Below are 15,720 nucleotides of genomic sequence, written 5' to 3' on the forward strand. Positions count from 1 at the left end.
GCTTCCTTAATCTTATCTTTTAATTATCTGTCTTTTGGATCCAGCGCATCGCGCAGGCCGTCACCAACGTAGTTGAAGCAGAATAGCGTCACAACCATGAACACTGCTGGGAATGCCAGCTGCCAGATTGCTACTTCCATTGTCTGTGCACCTTCTTGTAGAAGAGCGCCCCAACTTGTCATTGGTTCCTGAACACCAAGACCAAGGAATGATAGGAATGATTCCGTTAGAATCATACTTGGGATAAGCAGCGTAGAGTATACCGCTACAATACCCAGTACGTTAGGTACGATATGACGAGTAATGATTTTCCAGTTGCTTACACCACACACATGTGCCGCTTCGATAAACTCCTTGCTACGTAGACTAAGAGTCTGACCACGTACGATACGCGCCATATCTAGCCATGCGATAGCACCAATCGCAACGAAGATCAGCATGATGTTACGACCGAAGAATGTTACCAGTACAATCACCAGGAACATAAACGGTACCGCGTATAAAATTTCTAGAATACGCATCATTACGCGGTCAACTTTACCGCCGATGAAACCAGATGCTGCGCCGTAGAGCGTACCAATCAGTACCGCTACAAATGCACCCATAACACCTACCATCAACGAAATACGACCTCCAATTAGCGTACGCACGTATAAATCACGGCCTAAGCTGTCAGTACCAAACCAATGGTCAGCATTCGGTGCAACGTGCATCGCGTACCAGTCAGTATCATCAAATGTGTACGGTGCGATCATTGGCAGGATAATAACGGCCAACGTCATTATAACAAGAAGGAATAAGCTCACCATCGCCGCTTTGTTGCGCATGAAACGGATACGAGCATCTTGCCAAAGACTGCGACCTTCAATCTCCAAGTTTTCGGAGAATTTCTCAATCGCTTCTAGGTTTTCTTTTTTCGTTAACATAACCAAACGTCCCTGTTAGTAGCGAATTTTCGGGTCAATCATTGCAAGTAAAATATCTACAATCGCGTTGAATAGAATGAATAGGAAACCAATCAGAATGGTTACCCCCATTACTAGCGAGTAGTCACGGTTAAACGCAGCGTTAACGAATAGTTTACCAATACCAGGCAGACCAAAAATGGTTTCGATAACAACGGAACCGGTGATGATACCTACGAAAGCTGGACCCATGTAAGAAACAACAGGGAGAAGTGCCGGCTTAAGAGCGTGTTTGATAATGATATAACGGTAACTTAGACCTTTAGCACGTGCCGTACGAATAAAGTTACTGTTTAGGGTTTCGATCATCGAACCACGCGTAATACGAGCAAAGGTAGCAACATACAGTAGCGACATACCAATAACAGGAAGCACTAAATACTGCCAGCTACCATCTTGCCAACCGCCCGCAGGGAAGATATTCCAGTGAAGCGAGAATATGTAGATAAGCGCAGGCGCTAATACGAAGGATGGCATTACGACACCAAGCATCGCAGTCGACATAATGGTGTAATCAATCCAAGTATTTTGCTTGAGCGCAGCAATGGTACCGACGGTAACCCCCATTATCAAAGTAAAGATAAAGGCGATGAAGCCCACTTTAGCCGAAACAGGTAAGGCAACCGCGATCAGCTCGTTTACTGAGTAATCAAGGTATTTAAATGACGGTCCGAAATCGCCTTGGATAACATTGGTCAAATACGTGGTGTATTGTTCAAATACAGGTTTATCCAAGCCATATTTAGCTTCGATATTTGCCATTACTTCGGGTGGCAATGGACGCTCTGTCGAGAAAGGGTTTCCCGGTGCAAAGCGCATAAGAAAGAAAGATACGGTGATCAAAACCAACATTGTTGGGATCGCCTCAAATATCCTTTTTGCGATGAATTTAAGCATAAACTCACTCTTTCAGTCTGTGACAGTTAAATTAAAGAAGTCGTCCAATTCTTTTGGACTAAAGATAGGCGCTACATGCAATTTCTCACATGTAGGGCCTCATTTTTATAGTTCTATCGAGTTACGAATTACTCTGTGATGTAGAGATCTTTAGAGTAAATCTTGTCTTCCGCGTTATTTACTGGGAAGCCACCAACTTTCGGTGATAGTAGACGTGATTTCACGTACTGGTAGATAGGTGCGATTGGCATATCTTTTGCCATCAACTTCTCTGCTTCTAGGTAAAGTGCTTGGCGCTCTTCGTCAGAAGTTGAAGCAAATGCTTTGTTCATGATCGCATCGTACTCTTTGCTGTCGTAGTGAATACCACCAGTAGTGTTATTACTCATCATCAGCGTTAGGAAAGATGAAGCTTCGTTGTAGTCGCCACACCAACCTGCACGAGCAACCTCAAAGTTGCCAGAATCTTTGGTAGATAGGTAAGTTTTCCACTCTTGGTTTTCTAGCGTAACGTCTAGACCAAGTGTCTTCTTCCACATTGAACCCAGTGCAACCGCAAGTTTCTTGTGGTTCTCTGATGTATTGTATAGAAGGTTAAATTCAAGAGGGTTGTCTGCGCCGTAACCCGCTTCTTCCAATAGACGCGCAGCTTCTGCGTTACGCTCTTCTTGCGTCATTTTGCCGTATGCAGGAATTTCTGGGTTGAAACCTGCCGTAATTTCAGGTGTTAGGAAGTAAGCTGGCTTTTGACCTTGACCTAAAATCGCATCGGTCACAATGTTACGGTCAATCGCATAAGAAATCGCTTTACGCACACGAACATCATCAAACGGCTTTTTCTTCGTATTGAAGATGTAGTAGTAAGTACATAAGTTACCGGTTACCGACACTTCTTGTGGGTGCTCTTTCTTCAGACGCTTGAAGTGCTCTGTAGGCAGCTCGTTCGTGAAGTCGATTTCACCCGCTAGGAAGCGGTTCATTTCCGCTACTTGGTTCTCGATTGGTAGGAAAGTAACCTGGTCAAGCGTCGTGTTTTCGTTGTCCCAGTACTGTTCGTTACGTTTTAGAACCAAACGCTCGTTTACAACCCAGTTGTCAACAACATAAGCACCGTTACCTACAAAGTTCTCTGGCTTCGTCCATTGATCGCCGAACTTTTCAACAGTTGCTTGATGAACAGGTTTCACTGTCGTGTGGCCCATCATCATTACAAAATATGGTACTGCAGTATCTAACTCAACCACTAACGTGTGATCGTCAACCGCTTTAACACCTAACTCGCTCTTATCTTTTTTACCCGCAACAATGTCTTTTGCGTTCTTCATCTTGGTGTATTCCATGTACCAAGCATATGGAGAGGCGGTTGCTGGATCGACTGCGCGTTGGAAGCTGTAAACGAAATCACCTGCAGTGACAGGATCACCGTTTGACCATTTTGCGTCTTCACGTAAGTGGAAAGTGTATGTTTTGTTGTCTTCAGTTTCCCAAGATTCTGCAACACCAGGGATAGTGTTACCGTCCGCATCTTGGTTTACAAGGCCTTCAAGAAGATCGCGAATCACGTGGGATTCTGGAACACCTTGAGATTTATGAGGGTCTATTGTCGCAACTTCTGTACCGTTACCACGCACCAATTCTTGAACAGCAGCAAGTTTTGGCTCTTTAGAATCAGATTTAGCTTCAGGGGCTGGAGCCGGAGCAGGCTCAGCAGCTTGTTTCTCCGCAGGCTTTTCACCACAACCAGCTAGAGCGAGAGAAAGACCAGCACCAATAAATAAAGCGCGCGTGATTTTATTCTTATACATGCGTAAAACTCCAAATTTTTTCGTTAGCATCCATGACTTCTTTGTAAGGGCCTGGAACGGTCAGAGTTTTAGATTTTTTTAGTGCACTTTCTGAGCACAAAAGTCTAAAACCTTACAAAGACTGCGGCACACATTAGCAATCATTGAAGTAATTTGCCATAAAAATGTAGCAAAAAAACCAATAATGCTGACTAAACCACACATATCTAGCAGTAAACTCTAACCCCAAAGCATTCACCAGCCAAATAAAGACCAGAAGCGACATTTAACAGGCGAAACTTTCGATTAATCTGAGTTTAAACCATTTACTAGCATCTTATGCTAGATATTTACACATCATTTAACATTTATGACAAATCAAGTCTAACAAATAATTGTTTATATATTGGGCAAAAAACTTTTATTGTGAAGAATATCACCAGACAAAAGATAGGAAATATTGAAACAAAGTGAGCAATACAATGAAGATAAATACAAAAAAAGCTAAGTACCATTAGCACTTAGCTTTTTTCACTAGAATGCGGGTTAGTTCTATTTTTCCCAACGCTGTGCAGCTTGATGATCGGTGTCGCGCGACTCAACCCAACGATCTTCATTCGTCGTACGCTCTTTTTTCCAAAATGGAGCTTGGGTTTTCAGATAATCCATGATGAACTCGCACGCATCAAATGCCGCGCCGCGGTGCGCACTGGAAACGCCCACAAATACAATTTGATCACCGCTATCCATGTCTCCGACGCGATGAATCACGCGTACACCTAATAGTGGCCAGCGAGACTCAGCTTGATCACAAATGTCGCTCAAGCTCTTCTCTGTCATCCCCGGATAGTGCTCTAGATGTAAACCAATGACATTATCCCCAAGGTTCATATCTCGAACTTTACCAACGAATGTAACGACAGCGCCGGCAGCCGTCCCTTCAGATAGACGTTGATATTCTTGCTCAACCGAAAAGTCTTCAATTTGTACAGATACACGAGAATCCATCTTAACCCCCAGTTACCGGCGGGAAAAACGCAACTTCGTCACCTGCTTTTACTTGTGTATCCAAAGGGACGATGGATTGGTTCACTGCAGCAAGTAGCTTTCCTGGCTCGAGCGCTAAATCCCACTTGCCATCTTTCTTAGTGCCTTCTTCCACTAGATGTGCACGAATTGATTCAACCGTTTCAAACGGCCCGTCTAACTCGACACTGTCGATGCCAATCAGCTCGCGAGTTTGAGCAAAGAAAAGTACTTTAATCATGATTCCACCTTAAAGTGACCAGATTTACCACCCGTTTTCTCTAGTAGACGAACTTGACCAATGACCATGTCTTTTTGTACTGCTTTACACATATCGTAAATCGTTAGAGCAGCAACGGAAGCTGCCGTGAGCGCTTCCATTTCCACACCAGTTTTACCCGCAAGTTTACATACTGATTCGATGCGAACTTTGTTTTCTGTTTCGATAGCTTCCAGTTGAACTTCAACTTTAGAGAGTAGTAGCGGATGACAAAGTGGAATCAAATCCCAGGTTTTCTTCGCAGCTTGAATACCAGCAATACGAGCCGTCGCAAATACATCACCTTTATGGTGCTGGCCAGAGACAATCAGTTGAAGTGTTTCTGGGGCCATGTGAACAAATGCTTCAGCACGAGCTTCACGAACCGTCTCCGTTTTTGCTGACACGTCAACCATGTTTGCTTCGCCAGAAGCATTGATATGTGTAAATTGGGTCATTGTTTTTCCTTCGCTTTTAGGAAAGGTTATACAGATAGGTGTGGCATGAAGTTACAAGGGCGATGACTTGCATCCAACTGCTGTTTAATAATTTTTGTCCAGCCTGTGCGGCACGCACCAGTTGAACCTGGCATTGCGAAGATCACGGTGTGGTTAGCAAAACCAGCAATCGCACGAGACTGAATCGTAGACGTACCGATCTCTTCGTACGACACCATACGGAACAACTCACCAAAACCTTCAACTTCTTTATCAAATAGAGGCTTAAGTGCTTCTGGCGTGCTATCACGTGAGGTGAAACCTGTACCGCCAGTAATCATGATCGCTTGTACGCTTTCATCAGCAATCCATTGAGAAACAATCGCGCGGATCTTGTACATGTCATCAATAACAATTTGCTTGTCTACTACGTTGTGACCCGCTTCTTGAGCATGTTCAGCAAGGTAACGACCAGAGGTATCGTTTTCTTCAGTACGAGTGTCAGATACCGTTAGAACGGCAATATTTGCAGGTTGGAATTTGCTTTCAGCGTGACCCATTTGTTCACCTATTCTCTTAATTAGCTTTGATACGCTTGGTATCGATTCGGAAAAAGTTAGAGCCAGCTTATCAGTGAACTCGCTCTAAAAATTGAATGAAGTTAGCCGCCGATAGACGCGAGGTGTGGCGTCATACCAGTATTGCCATCATGCAAGAAATGGCTTACCGACTTGGTTTGTAACTGCGCCTGGATACGTTCAATAAGCTCACTCTCTTGCTCATCACGTTCCAAAAGATCACGCAATTCTACACCGTGGTCTCCAAACAGACATAGGTGCAGCTTACCCATCGCCGAAACGCGCAGTCGGTTGCAGCTTTCACAAAAGTCTTTTTCATAAGGCATGATAAGACCTATTTCACCCTTGTAATCAGGATGAACAAATACTTGCGCAGGACCATCATTATGCGAGCGCACTTTCAGCAACCAACCATTTGCAATTAGCTGGTTACGAATTGCCACTCCGGATACATGGTGCTTATTAAATAGCTCATCCATCTCACCCGTTTGCATCAACTCAATGAAACGCAGTTGGATTGGACGATCTTTTATCCAGTTAAGAAACGCTGGCAGCTCGTGATGGTTCAGATCTTTCATCAACACCACATTAACTTTTACTTGCTCATAACCGACCTCGAACGCACGTTCGATACCATTCATGACTTCAGTAAACTTATTTTCACCTGTGATTTGATGAAACATACGCGGGTCAAGGCTATCCACACTGACATTAATGTGGGTTAAACCCGCTTCACGCCAATCTGCGACTTGTTTTGCCATGCGATAGCCATTGGTTGTCGTTGCAACTTTTTGAATGCCAGGCGTCGCCGCTACTGAATGGATAATGTCGGTAAAATCTTTGCGTAAGCTAGGCTCACCACCAGTGATGCGCACTTTTGACGTGCCACAATCAGCGAATGCTTTTACGACCCGTTTGATTTCAGGGAGAGATAAAAAAGACGAGTTTTTATTGCCCGAAGGCTTATAGCCATCAGGAAGGCAATAGGTACATTTGAAATTACATACGTCGGTCACAGACAGACGCAAGTAATAAAACTTACGATGAAATTTGTCTTCGAATTGTTGCGCCACGGAACACCTTTCCAAACACGGGAGGCATGGCCATTTCCAATCATGCCCTTGTGACAGTATGCCACTGGCTCAAAACGCTTATCCAAGGACTTAGCAATAGTGAGCTCGGAGTTATGGCAACCAGAGATATGAAATCTCTGATAGCTTTGCGGTGTAAAATACTTAATATTTGTAATGGAATCCAGACTTGAGTGATAAAAAACTCTCTAGAGACACAATTTACCGCTAAGTGAGTACCTTTAAGACACTCCTTAAGATAAATTGTAGCCGTTTTTTATTAGATTATTAGAAGAACATAATGAATATCTACACAGATAAAAAAGTGGTCGCTGTTGGCGGTGGTCATGGCTTAGGTCGAATGCTGGCCGCATTACGAGATTTTGGCAGCAATGCAACTGGGATTGTTGCCACGACTGACAATGGTGGTTCAACAGGAAGAATTCGTCACTGCCAAGGAGGAATCGCTTGGGGAGACACACGTAACTGTATTAATCAGCTCATTACAGAGCCTTCGATCAGTTCTATGATGTTTGAATATCGCTTCAAAGGCACTGGCGAACTTGATGGTCATAATCTTGGTAATTTGATGCTTACTGCACTCGATAACTTATCGGTCAGACCTTTAGATGCCATTAATCTGATTCGCAATATGTTAAAAGTCGACGTTAACATCCTTCCTATGTCCGAACACCCTTCGGATCTTTCCGCGTTATCCGTAGATGGGAAGTGGGTTACGGGAGAAACAAATGTCGACGAAATGAAAGCAGACCTGCGACGTTTGGATCTTTCACCAGAAGTGCCTGCTACCAAAGAAGCCATCACAGCTTTGGCGGAAGCGGACGCGATTATTCTTGGCCCTGGCAGTTTTTTAACTAGTATCATGCCTCCTTTATTGCTGCCTGAACTCGGCAAAGCGATTGCAGCAAACACAAAAGCAAAAGTCATTTTTGTTGCTAACCTGAGTCCAGAATACGGCCCAGCGGGACGAATGACGATGGCTCAAAAATTAGAATGGTGTGAACGTGCCTGTCAAGGAAGAAAAATAGACGTGGTTCTAGCAGAGAAAACCGAGCAAGACATCTTAAGTCAATGGAATGTAGTGACGGAGTCACTCGCCTCCTCTAACCGAGACTGGCGTCACGATAGAAACAAGCTCAAACTAGCGATTGAAAATCAGCTACAACTTTCTATTTAAGAGCACGTTACCTGGCTAGCGCCCTCTTTTAAGGTGTTTATTGATAATGAAAACCCTTCTGTCATCGAAGGGTTTTAGTTCAGGCATCCAGTAAAAACAGATGTTTACTAAGAAAAAATGGTTAATAGAAAAAATAGCTACTGTCGCCAAGAGCGATAAGCATCTCGAGTTTCGTGCAAAAGATCGAACATAGCCTCTAACTCCTCAGACTCCGCAGTCAACTCACCGGCTTTCGCTTTTTTGTCTATGGACATAGCCAGTTCACAAAGGCGATCTGCCCCAAAGCTCGCAGCACTACTTTTCAACGCGTGGCTGATTTCTTTTGAGTAAGCTAATCGCTCTGCCCCCTGCAGTTGGGATAAGTTCTCGATATAGGTATCCATTTCTCCTAGGAAGATATCGAACAGTACAGGTACGTTGTCACTGCCAATTTCCATCGACAGTTCATCTATTTTTTGCTGATTTAATACATTTACACTCATACTTTTTGCCGCTCTTCCTTGCCGTTCCATGCCTGTAACTTGCGGTAAATCGTCGACGGACTGACATCAAGGTATCCCGCCGCTCGAGGAATATTGCCATCACATGCTTCAATCGCTTGCTCGATTGCCATTTTTTCCGTCATCCATAATGGCATAATCTCAGATGCGGTCATCGCTTTCGGCTCAATTAATTTAGCCACAGACGACGGACGGCCAAGCGGTTGATTCAACGGTGGCGGTAACATGTCCAACGTAATCTCTTTACCGTTGTTTAGAACAACGATATTGCGTAGCACGTTTTGTAACTGACGAACGTTACCCGGCCACTCATAGCTGTTGAATCGCTCGATGACATCAGGCGCAAAACGTATGAAGCTTTTTCCTTCTTCGTGTGACATGTAACCTAACAGTGAGTATGCAATTTCAATAACATCTTCGCCTCGTTCGCGTAAAGGCGGTAAATGCAAAGGAATGACATACAAACGATAGTACAAATCTTCACGGAATCGACCTTCTTGTACCTCTTTCCAGGGATCACGGTTAGTGGCACACACAAAGCGCACATCCACGCTCTTCATTTTTGAGGAACCCACTTTTTGGAATGTGCCCGTTTGAATAAATCGTAGCAACTTGGTTTGTAAATCCAAGTCCATCTCACAAAGCTCATCTAGAAAAAGTGTGCCGCCATCCGCTAACTCAGCTGCCCCTTGACGATCATTCGCAGCGCCAGTAAAGGCCCCTTTTACGTGACCAAACAGTTCACTCTCAATCAAATCTTTTGGAATTGCAGCACAGTTAATTGCAATAAAAGGTTTGTCACCACGTTTACTTGCTGCGTGAATAGCCTCGGCACATACCTCTTTACCAGTACCACTTTCACCTGTGATAAAAATACTCGCTTTACTGCTCGCCGCTGAATCTATCGTACGGTAAACCTGCTGCATGGTTTGGCTACTGCCGATAAACCCCTGATAGCTCTGATTACCTGGATTATCGGCTTCATTTTTTAGCTTGGTCGCTTTACGAATGGCATTGTTAACCGTGACACGTAAACGGTCTGCTTCACACGGTTTGATTAAAAAGTCTTGTGAGCCATGACGCATGGCCTCGACAGCGGTATCGATAGAACCGTGAGCGGTCATAAAGATTATAGGTACGTCGGGATGACTCTTTTTAACGGCATGTAAAACGTCCATCCCCGTCATATCTGGCAGACGGAGATCGAGTAAAATAAGATCTGGAATTCGATGATTTAGGCTCTCAATGGCATCCCTACCTGTGCCGACAATATTGATATCTATGCCAAGCGGTGTCAGGTATGAGCGGTACAGAGCCGCAACAGATGCGGTGTCCTCGACCATTAAAAGGTAACGAGACTTTGGGCCTTCGGGTTTTTGTTGCATAACCTAGCTATTATTTTGTTGTGTTTTAAACAATAATCGCATTACGCTTTGCATTTTGCAAATAACATTAGCTAAATTATGGGCAAAGGAAAAAATTCAAAAATAATATCAATTATTTAAAAAGTGGCACAAACCATGCTGTAACGATAGTGACCCCTCGGGTCACCTAGCCAACTGACGTTGTTAGTGAACGATATGTTCACAAAACAAGCCAATAGACCCGACTGCCTATTGGCTTCTTTTTTTTACAAGCGACCTAAAATGCTTGGATAGCTAAATCGGTAAGTTTGTTCAACTATTTGCGATGAACTGCGCTCGTAGTTTTTCAATCTCGTCACGCTTTTGTGCCGCTAACTCAAATTCTAAATCTTGCGCATGCTGATACATCGCCGCCTCCAGTCGACTGATTTCTTTTTCTAGCTGCTGAGGGGACAGTGCCTCGTAAGTTTGCGAAGGCTCCGCCACTTTCGATAATGGTACCTGTTTAGTGTTACGTTGGCGTTTAGACTTAGTGATATCGCCAAGTTCCATGATGTCTTTGATATTTCGTTTGAGCGCTTGTGGCGAAATACCCATTTCTTCGTTGTACGCTTCCTGCTTCTCGCGACGACGGTTAGTTTCATCCATCGCCTTTTTCATTGAGTTGGTGATTCGGTCAGCGTATAGAATCGCCTTACCTTCGATGTTTCGCGCAGCACGACCAATGGTCTGAATGAGTGAGCGTTCAGACCGCAAGAAGCCCTCTTTATCCGCATCCAAAATTGCAACTAACGAGACCTCTGGCATATCCAGGCCCTCTCTCAATAAGTTTATTCCCACCAGCACGTCAAATTCCCCAAGACGAAGGTCACGGATAATTTCCACACGCTCAACAGTATCAATGTCTGAGTGTAAATAACGTACCTTAACATCATGTTCGTGAAGGTATTCGGTGAGATCTTCAGCCATTCGTTTGGTCAGTGTTGTAACCAGAACTCGTTCATCTTTAGCAGCGCGAATACGGATCTCAGACAATAGGTCGTCGACTTGGGTCGCTACTGGGCGAACTTCCAACTCAGGGTCAAGCAAGCCTGTTGGACGAACGACTTGATCCGCCACATCACCCGCCGATTTTTCTAGTTCGTAATTTCCGGGCGTAGCAGAGACGAAAATCGTTTGTGGCGCTAGTGCTTCAAACTCCTCAAACTTCAGTGGACGATTATCCAAAGCTGAAGGTAACCGGAAACCAAACTCCACCAGCGTTTCTTTACGCGAACGGTCACCTTTATACATGGCACCTATCTGCGGTACTGTCACGTGAGATTCATCGATGATCAACAAGCCATCATGAGGTAAGTAGTCAAACAGGGTTGGTGGCGGCTCACCTTCCGAGCGTCCACTGAGATAACGAGAATAGTTTTCGATACCGGAGCAAAAGCCCAACTCATTCATCATTTCGATATCGAATTGAGTGCGCTGGCTAATTCGCTGCTCTTCCAGTAGCTTGTTGTTATCTAGAAGCTGCTTTTTGCGCACTTCTAGTTCGACTTTAATATTTTCAATCGCTTCAAGAATGCGATCTCTTGGCGTGACATAGTGCGTCTTGGGATAGATGGTATAGCGCGGCAAGTCTCGTTGTTTGACCACGCCTGTCAATGGGTCGAACACACTGATGCAATCCACCTCATCGTCAAACATCTCAACGCGCACAGCGTCTTGGTCTGATTCGGCTGGGAAGATGTCAATCACTTCACCTCGAACACGGAATTGGCCACGCTCAAATGCAACGTCATTGCGTGAGTATTGCAGCTCTGCAAGACGGCGTAGCATATCGCGCTGGTCAATCACATCACCGCGACGTAGGTGCAGCATCATTTGTAGATACGATTCAGGATCACCCAAGCCATAGATAGCCGATACCGATGCAACAATAATGGCATCTTTACGTTCTAGTAGTGCTTTTGTAGCAGACAAACGCATTTGTTCTATATGCGCGTTAACTGAAGCGTCTTTCTCTATAAAGGTATCCGTGGTCGGAACGTACGCTTCAGGTTGGTAGTAATCGTAGTAAGAAACAAAATACTCAACCGCATTATTAGGAAAGAATGACTTCATCTCACCATATAACTGAGCAGCAAGCGTTTTGTTTGGCGCAAGTAATATTGCAGGTCGTTGGGCTTGAGCAATCACATTCGCTAGTGTGAAGGTTTTACCTGAGCCTGTGACCCCCAACAAGGTTTGATGTGCTAGCCCAGCATCGAGCCCCTCAAGCAACTGATTGATCGCTCCTGGTTGATCGCCCGACGGCTGATAATCGGAGACCAATTCATAGACTTTACTCATACCCTTCCTCAATTTTACTGCGCTTTGGCTGTATATATATACACCTTAGCTAATGAAATCTACGTCTATCGAGAATTTAACCATCATTGTTAATAAATTTTCTTGTTTGTCTAGAATGCTATAGCCATACAAAAGTGACTCTGATATAGTACTTCGCCCTAGTTGAAGAGCTACACACATTCTTCACATTATAGTTTCCACAACTTTTCCCCAAAAATTAGCTTAAAACTTTCTTATCCCCAAAAGATTGATTTTTATCCACTTTGAATGCCTTTTGATTAACATCGATAAATCTCTGTTTTATTTGCTTATTTTACGCATAGCTCTGACTAAAAATTCATTAAATAAAAACTTAGTTGCATATCAATTTTCTTTACCCAGATCTCATCAACATACTTATCCACAAATTTAGTGGATAACTAACCTCGAGCCTTTACTGGCAAGCCATACAGAAAAGTAAAGCCCTTAAATCAATATTTTTTGCTAAAAATGTATTTTTTTACTGTTGACAGTAGTTTGAGTGCTCGGTAAGATTCGTCCCGCTTTCAAGCAAAGCAATTCCTCCTTAGCTCAGTTGGTAGAGCGACGGACTGTTAATCCGCAGGTCGCTGGTTCGAGCCCAGCAGGAGGAGCCAGATTATAGAAAAGCCGTGTCGCAAGACACGGCTTTTTTTGTATCTTAATCGCCATGAAATCTAAGCCAATCTAGGCGTCATAAAATCACACCGAAATAAGTTCAAATTACAGAACTCATAACATTGTTATAGATAGTGTTCTCACAGCACCACACATTTAATTCTGTCTCTTTTCTAGCAAAACACAATCGTAAATAGTTGAATCTATTATTAATGCAATTTAATCATTAAAAAAATGAAAAGCATTCATTTTACTCATAATAAATAAATCCATACGATTAAAAAGGTTAAGAATGGTTCCGTCCTACTCGTCGCCTCCATTCTAATTATCAATAACTTAGGGATTTACTTATGACTATTCCGACAACTGACATGCTAGATGCATGGGCTGGATTTACTGCTGGTGAATGGCAAAACTCTGTCAACACTCGTGACTTCATCCAAAAAAACTATACACCCTATGAGGGAGACGAGACTTTCTTAGCTGAAGTTAGCGAATCCACTTCAGCATTATGGAACCAAGTGCTTGAAGGCATAAAACAAGAAAGCCGCACACACGCCCCTATTGATTTTGACACAGACTTGCCCTCAACAATCACTTCCCACGATGCAGGCTACATCAACAAAGATCTGGAAAAGATCGTTGGCTTACAAACTGATCAACCGCTAAAACGTGCAATCATCGCCAATGGCGGGATTCGCATGGTCAAAAACTCTTGCGAAGTTTATGGCCGCGAGCTGGATCCAACGGTTGAAAAAATCTTCACTGAATACCGTAAAACTCACAACAAAGCGTGTTTCGACCTTTACACCAAAGAAATCCTAGCGTGTCGTAAATCCGGCATCATTACGGGTCTTCCTGATGCCTATGGCCGTGGTCGTATCATTGGTGACTATCGCCGTCTCGCCCTATACGGTATCGACTTCTTAAAAGCAGACAAAAAAGAACAATACAATTCAACACAAACGTTCTTAGAACAAGGCAACGATCTTGAGAAAACACTTCGTCTTCGCGAAGAAATAGCCGATCAAGTTCAAGCACTTGAAGACATTCGTCAAATGGGTCTGAAATACGGCATTGATATGTCGCTACCTGCAAAAACAGCACAAGAAGCGATCCAATTTACCTACTTTGGCTACCTAGCGGCGGTTAAATCGCAAAACGGCGCAGCAATGTCACTGGGCCGTACTTCGACTTTCCTAGACGTCTATCTAGAGCGCGATATCGCAAACGGTTTGATTGATGAATCACAAGCGCAAGAAATGATTGACCACTTCATCATGAAGCTACGCATGGTTCGCTTCCTACGCACACCAGAATACGATTCATTGTTTTCTGGCGACCCAATCTGGGCAACCGAAGCCATGGCAGGTATGGGTGTTGATGGCCGTACACTAGTATCTAAAACGACATTCCGATACTTACATACGCTACATACTATGGGCCCTGCTCCTGAGCCAAACATGACGATTCTTTGGTCAGAGCAATTGCCTGAAGCGTTCAAACAATATGCTGCAAAAGTGTCGATTGATACCTCTTCGGTTCAATACGAAAACGACGATCTAATGCGTCCTGATTTCGACAATGACGACTACGCGATTGCCTGTTGTGTGAGCCCGCAGGTTGTTGGTCAGCACATGCAATTCTTTGGTGCACGTGCCAACCTTGCAAAAGCACTGCTTTACACCATCAATGGTGGTATCGATGAAAAATCGAAAGCGCAAGTGGGTCCGGTAGTGGACAAAGTTCAAGATGAAATTCTCGACTTTGACGCTTTGATGCCTCGTTTCGACAATATGTTGGAGTGGCTAGCAACGCAATACGTCACAGCGTTGAACATCATCCATTACTCACATGACCGTTACAGCTACGAAGCATCACTGATGGCATTGATGGATCGCGACGTGCACCGCACCATGGCGTGTGGTATTGCAGGTCTGTCTGTTGTCGCTGACTCTTTGGCGGCAATTAAATACGCGACCGTGAAACCTGTTCGTGATGAAGATGGCATCGCCGTTGATTTTGAAATCGAAGGTGATTATCCAAAATTTGGTAACAATGATGCCCGTGTTGATGACCTCGCTTGTGATCTGGTTGAGCGCTTCATGAAGAAAATTCAGAAGATGCACACCTACCGCGAAGCAGTGCCAACTCAATCGATTTTAACAATCACATCTAACGTGGTTTACGGTAAAAAAACGGGTAATACACCAGATGGCCGTCGCGCAGGTATGCCTTTTGGACCGGGTGCAAACCCAATGCACGGTCGTGATGAAAAAGGGGCGGTTGCGTCTTTGGCATCGGTTTCTAAACTACCGTTCGCTTACGCTAAAGATGGTATTTCTTACACTTTCTCAATTGTGCCTAACGCATTGGGTAAAGATGACTTGAATCAGAAGAAGAACCTAGCTGCGCTAATGGATGGTTACTTCCATCACGAAGCAAGCAACGAGGGCATTGCGATTGAAGGTGGTCAACACCTTAACGTCAACGTTCTAGACCGAGAGATGTTATTGGATGCGGTTGAACATCCAGAGAAATACCCTCAGTTGACGATTCGAGTGTCTGGTTATGCGGTACGTTTTAACTCTCTAACGACAGAGCAACAGCAAGACGTCATCACTCGTACCTTCACGAATAAGATATAAACACAGTCCATCAAG

Annotated in this window: 13 protein-coding genes, 1 tRNA gene and 1 riboswitch; of the genes, 3 read left to right on the forward strand and 11 right to left on the reverse strand. The window is 44.0% G+C overall.

The annotated features are described in order from the left end of the window. Positions 1 to 23: 23 nt before the first annotated feature. The 8 genes from oppC to moaA form a co-directional block, all read right to left on the reverse strand. A complete protein-coding gene (oppC, locus tag R7F07_RS01055; protein WP_033907331.1) occupies positions 24 to 926 on the reverse strand; it encodes an oligopeptide ABC transporter permease OppC in 903 nt (300 codons plus the stop codon). A 15-nt stretch (positions 927 to 941) separates the two neighbouring features. Beyond that, positions 942 to 1,862 (reverse strand): oligopeptide ABC transporter permease OppB, encoded by a 921-nt coding sequence (gene oppB / locus R7F07_RS01060; RefSeq protein WP_005380786.1) that lies wholly within the window; start codon positions 1,860 to 1,862, stop codon positions 942 to 944. Between the two features lie 128 nt (positions 1,863 to 1,990). Next, positions 1,991 to 3,667, reverse strand: coding sequence for an ABC transporter substrate-binding protein (locus R7F07_RS01065; protein WP_017633862.1), 1,677 nt, complete (start codon positions 3,665 to 3,667; stop codon positions 1,991 to 1,993). 531 nt (positions 3,668 to 4,198) lie between these two features. Then, positions 4,199 to 4,654 carry a molybdopterin synthase catalytic subunit MoaE gene (gene moaE, locus R7F07_RS01070; RefSeq protein ID WP_017821374.1) on the reverse strand — a complete coding sequence of 152 codons (456 nt, stop codon included), beginning with the start codon at positions 4,652 to 4,654 and terminating at the stop codon, positions 4,199 to 4,201. Position 4,655: 1 nt separating this feature from the next. Next, complete coding sequence (gene moaD, locus R7F07_RS01075) at positions 4,656 to 4,913, reverse strand: molybdopterin synthase sulfur carrier subunit (RefSeq protein ID WP_005388938.1); 258 nt, start codon at positions 4,911 to 4,913, stop codon at positions 4,656 to 4,658. Then, positions 4,910 to 5,389, reverse strand: a complete 480-nt coding sequence (gene moaC, locus R7F07_RS01080) for a cyclic pyranopterin monophosphate synthase MoaC (RefSeq protein ID WP_005388936.1) — start codon at positions 5,387 to 5,389, stop codon at positions 4,910 to 4,912. Before moaC ends, moaD begins: the two co-directional genes overlap by 4 nt. Positions 5,390 to 5,415: 26 nt before the next feature. After that, a complete protein-coding gene (gene moaB, locus R7F07_RS01085; protein WP_005388935.1) occupies positions 5,416 to 5,928 on the reverse strand; it encodes a molybdenum cofactor biosynthesis protein B in 513 nt (170 codons plus the stop codon). A 101-nt stretch (positions 5,929 to 6,029) separates the two neighbouring features. Continuing rightward, positions 6,030 to 7,019 carry a GTP 3',8-cyclase MoaA gene (gene moaA / locus R7F07_RS01090; protein WP_017636052.1) on the reverse strand — a complete coding sequence of 330 codons (990 nt, stop codon included), beginning with the start codon at positions 7,017 to 7,019 and terminating at the stop codon, positions 6,030 to 6,032. Beyond that, a riboswitch (molybdenum cofactor riboswitch) is annotated at positions 7,008 to 7,142 on the reverse strand. It overlaps the preceding gene by 12 nt. A gap of 175 nt (positions 7,143 to 7,317) precedes the next feature. On the opposite strand from moaA, the gene R7F07_RS01095 reads away from it, so the two are divergent. Beyond that, positions 7,318 to 8,214 carry a YvcK family protein gene (locus R7F07_RS01095; RefSeq protein ID WP_171342879.1) on the forward strand — a complete coding sequence of 299 codons (897 nt, stop codon included), beginning with the start codon at positions 7,318 to 7,320 and terminating at the stop codon, positions 8,212 to 8,214. Between the two features lie 137 nt (positions 8,215 to 8,351). Here the strand turns inward: R7F07_RS01095 and luxU are convergent, their stop codons facing one another. The 3 genes from luxU to uvrB all read right to left on the reverse strand — a co-directional run bounded on the left by luxU (position 8,352) and on the right by uvrB (position 12,421). Further along, a complete protein-coding gene (gene luxU / locus R7F07_RS01100; protein ID WP_017636054.1) occupies positions 8,352 to 8,696 on the reverse strand; it encodes a quorum-sensing phosphorelay protein LuxU in 345 nt (114 codons plus the stop codon). Beyond that, a complete protein-coding gene (gene luxO / locus R7F07_RS01105; RefSeq protein WP_171342878.1) occupies positions 8,693 to 10,099 on the reverse strand; it encodes a quorum-sensing sigma-54 dependent transcriptional regulator LuxO in 1,407 nt (468 codons plus the stop codon). The genes luxU and luxO overlap by 4 nt, the downstream gene beginning before the upstream one ends. 291 nt (positions 10,100 to 10,390) lie before the next feature. Beyond that, positions 10,391 to 12,421 carry an excinuclease ABC subunit UvrB gene (gene uvrB / locus R7F07_RS01110; protein WP_017636056.1) on the reverse strand — a complete coding sequence of 677 codons (2,031 nt, stop codon included), beginning with the start codon at positions 12,419 to 12,421 and terminating at the stop codon, positions 10,391 to 10,393. 559 nt (positions 12,422 to 12,980) lie between these two features. Between uvrB and R7F07_RS01115 the strand changes: the two genes are divergently transcribed. Together R7F07_RS01115 and pflB are read left to right on the forward strand one after the other, a co-directional pair. Then, a tRNA-Asn gene (locus R7F07_RS01115) sits at positions 12,981 to 13,056 on the forward strand. 351 nt (positions 13,057 to 13,407) lie between these two features. Then, positions 13,408 to 15,705, forward strand: coding sequence for a formate C-acetyltransferase (pflB, locus tag R7F07_RS01120; protein ID WP_171342877.1), 2,298 nt, complete (start codon positions 13,408 to 13,410; stop codon positions 15,703 to 15,705). Positions 15,706 to 15,720: the final 15 nt, after the last annotated feature.

The organism is Vibrio sp. YT-16, from assembly GCF_033337405.1.
In the GTDB taxonomy this organism is placed as follows: Bacteria; Pseudomonadota; Gammaproteobacteria; order Enterobacterales; family Vibrionaceae; genus Vibrio; species Vibrio alginolyticus.

Bases quoted from the DNA above. Each gene is read 5' to 3' on its own strand.
- moaC (WP_005388936.1), bottom strand. From the start codon at position 5,389: ATGACCCAATTTACACATATCAATGCTTCTGGCGAAGCAAACATGGTT.
- uvrB (WP_017636056.1), bottom strand. From the start codon at position 12,421: ATGAGTAAAGTCTATGAATTGGTCTCCGATTATCAGCCGTCGGGCGAT.
- moaE (WP_017821374.1), bottom strand. From the start codon at position 4,654: ATGGATTCTCGTGTATCTGTACAAATTGAAGACTTTTCGGTTGAGCAA.
- pflB (WP_171342877.1), top strand. From the start codon at position 13,408: ATGACTATTCCGACAACTGACATGCTAGATGCATGGGCTGGATTTACT.
- moaD (WP_005388938.1), bottom strand. From the start codon at position 4,913: ATGATTAAAGTACTTTTCTTTGCTCAAACTCGCGAGCTGATTGGCATC.
- R7F07_RS01095 (WP_171342879.1), top strand. From the start codon at position 7,318: ATGAATATCTACACAGATAAAAAAGTGGTCGCTGTTGGCGGTGGTCAT.
- R7F07_RS01065 (WP_017633862.1), bottom strand. From the start codon at position 3,667: ATGTATAAGAATAAAATCACGCGCGCTTTATTTATTGGTGCTGGTCTT.
- luxU (WP_017636054.1), bottom strand. From the start codon at position 8,696: ATGAGTGTAAATGTATTAAATCAGCAAAAAATAGATGAACTGTCGATG.
- oppB (WP_005380786.1), bottom strand. From the start codon at position 1,862: ATGCTTAAATTCATCGCAAAAAGGATATTTGAGGCGATCCCAACAATG.
- luxO (WP_171342878.1), bottom strand. From the start codon at position 10,099: ATGCAACAAAAACCCGAAGGCCCAAAGTCTCGTTACCTTTTAATGGTC.
- moaB (WP_005388935.1), bottom strand. From the start codon at position 5,928: ATGGGTCACGCTGAAAGCAAATTCCAACCTGCAAATATTGCCGTTCTA.
- oppC (WP_033907331.1), bottom strand. From the start codon at position 926: ATGTTAACGAAAAAAGAAAACCTAGAAGCGATTGAGAAATTCTCCGAA.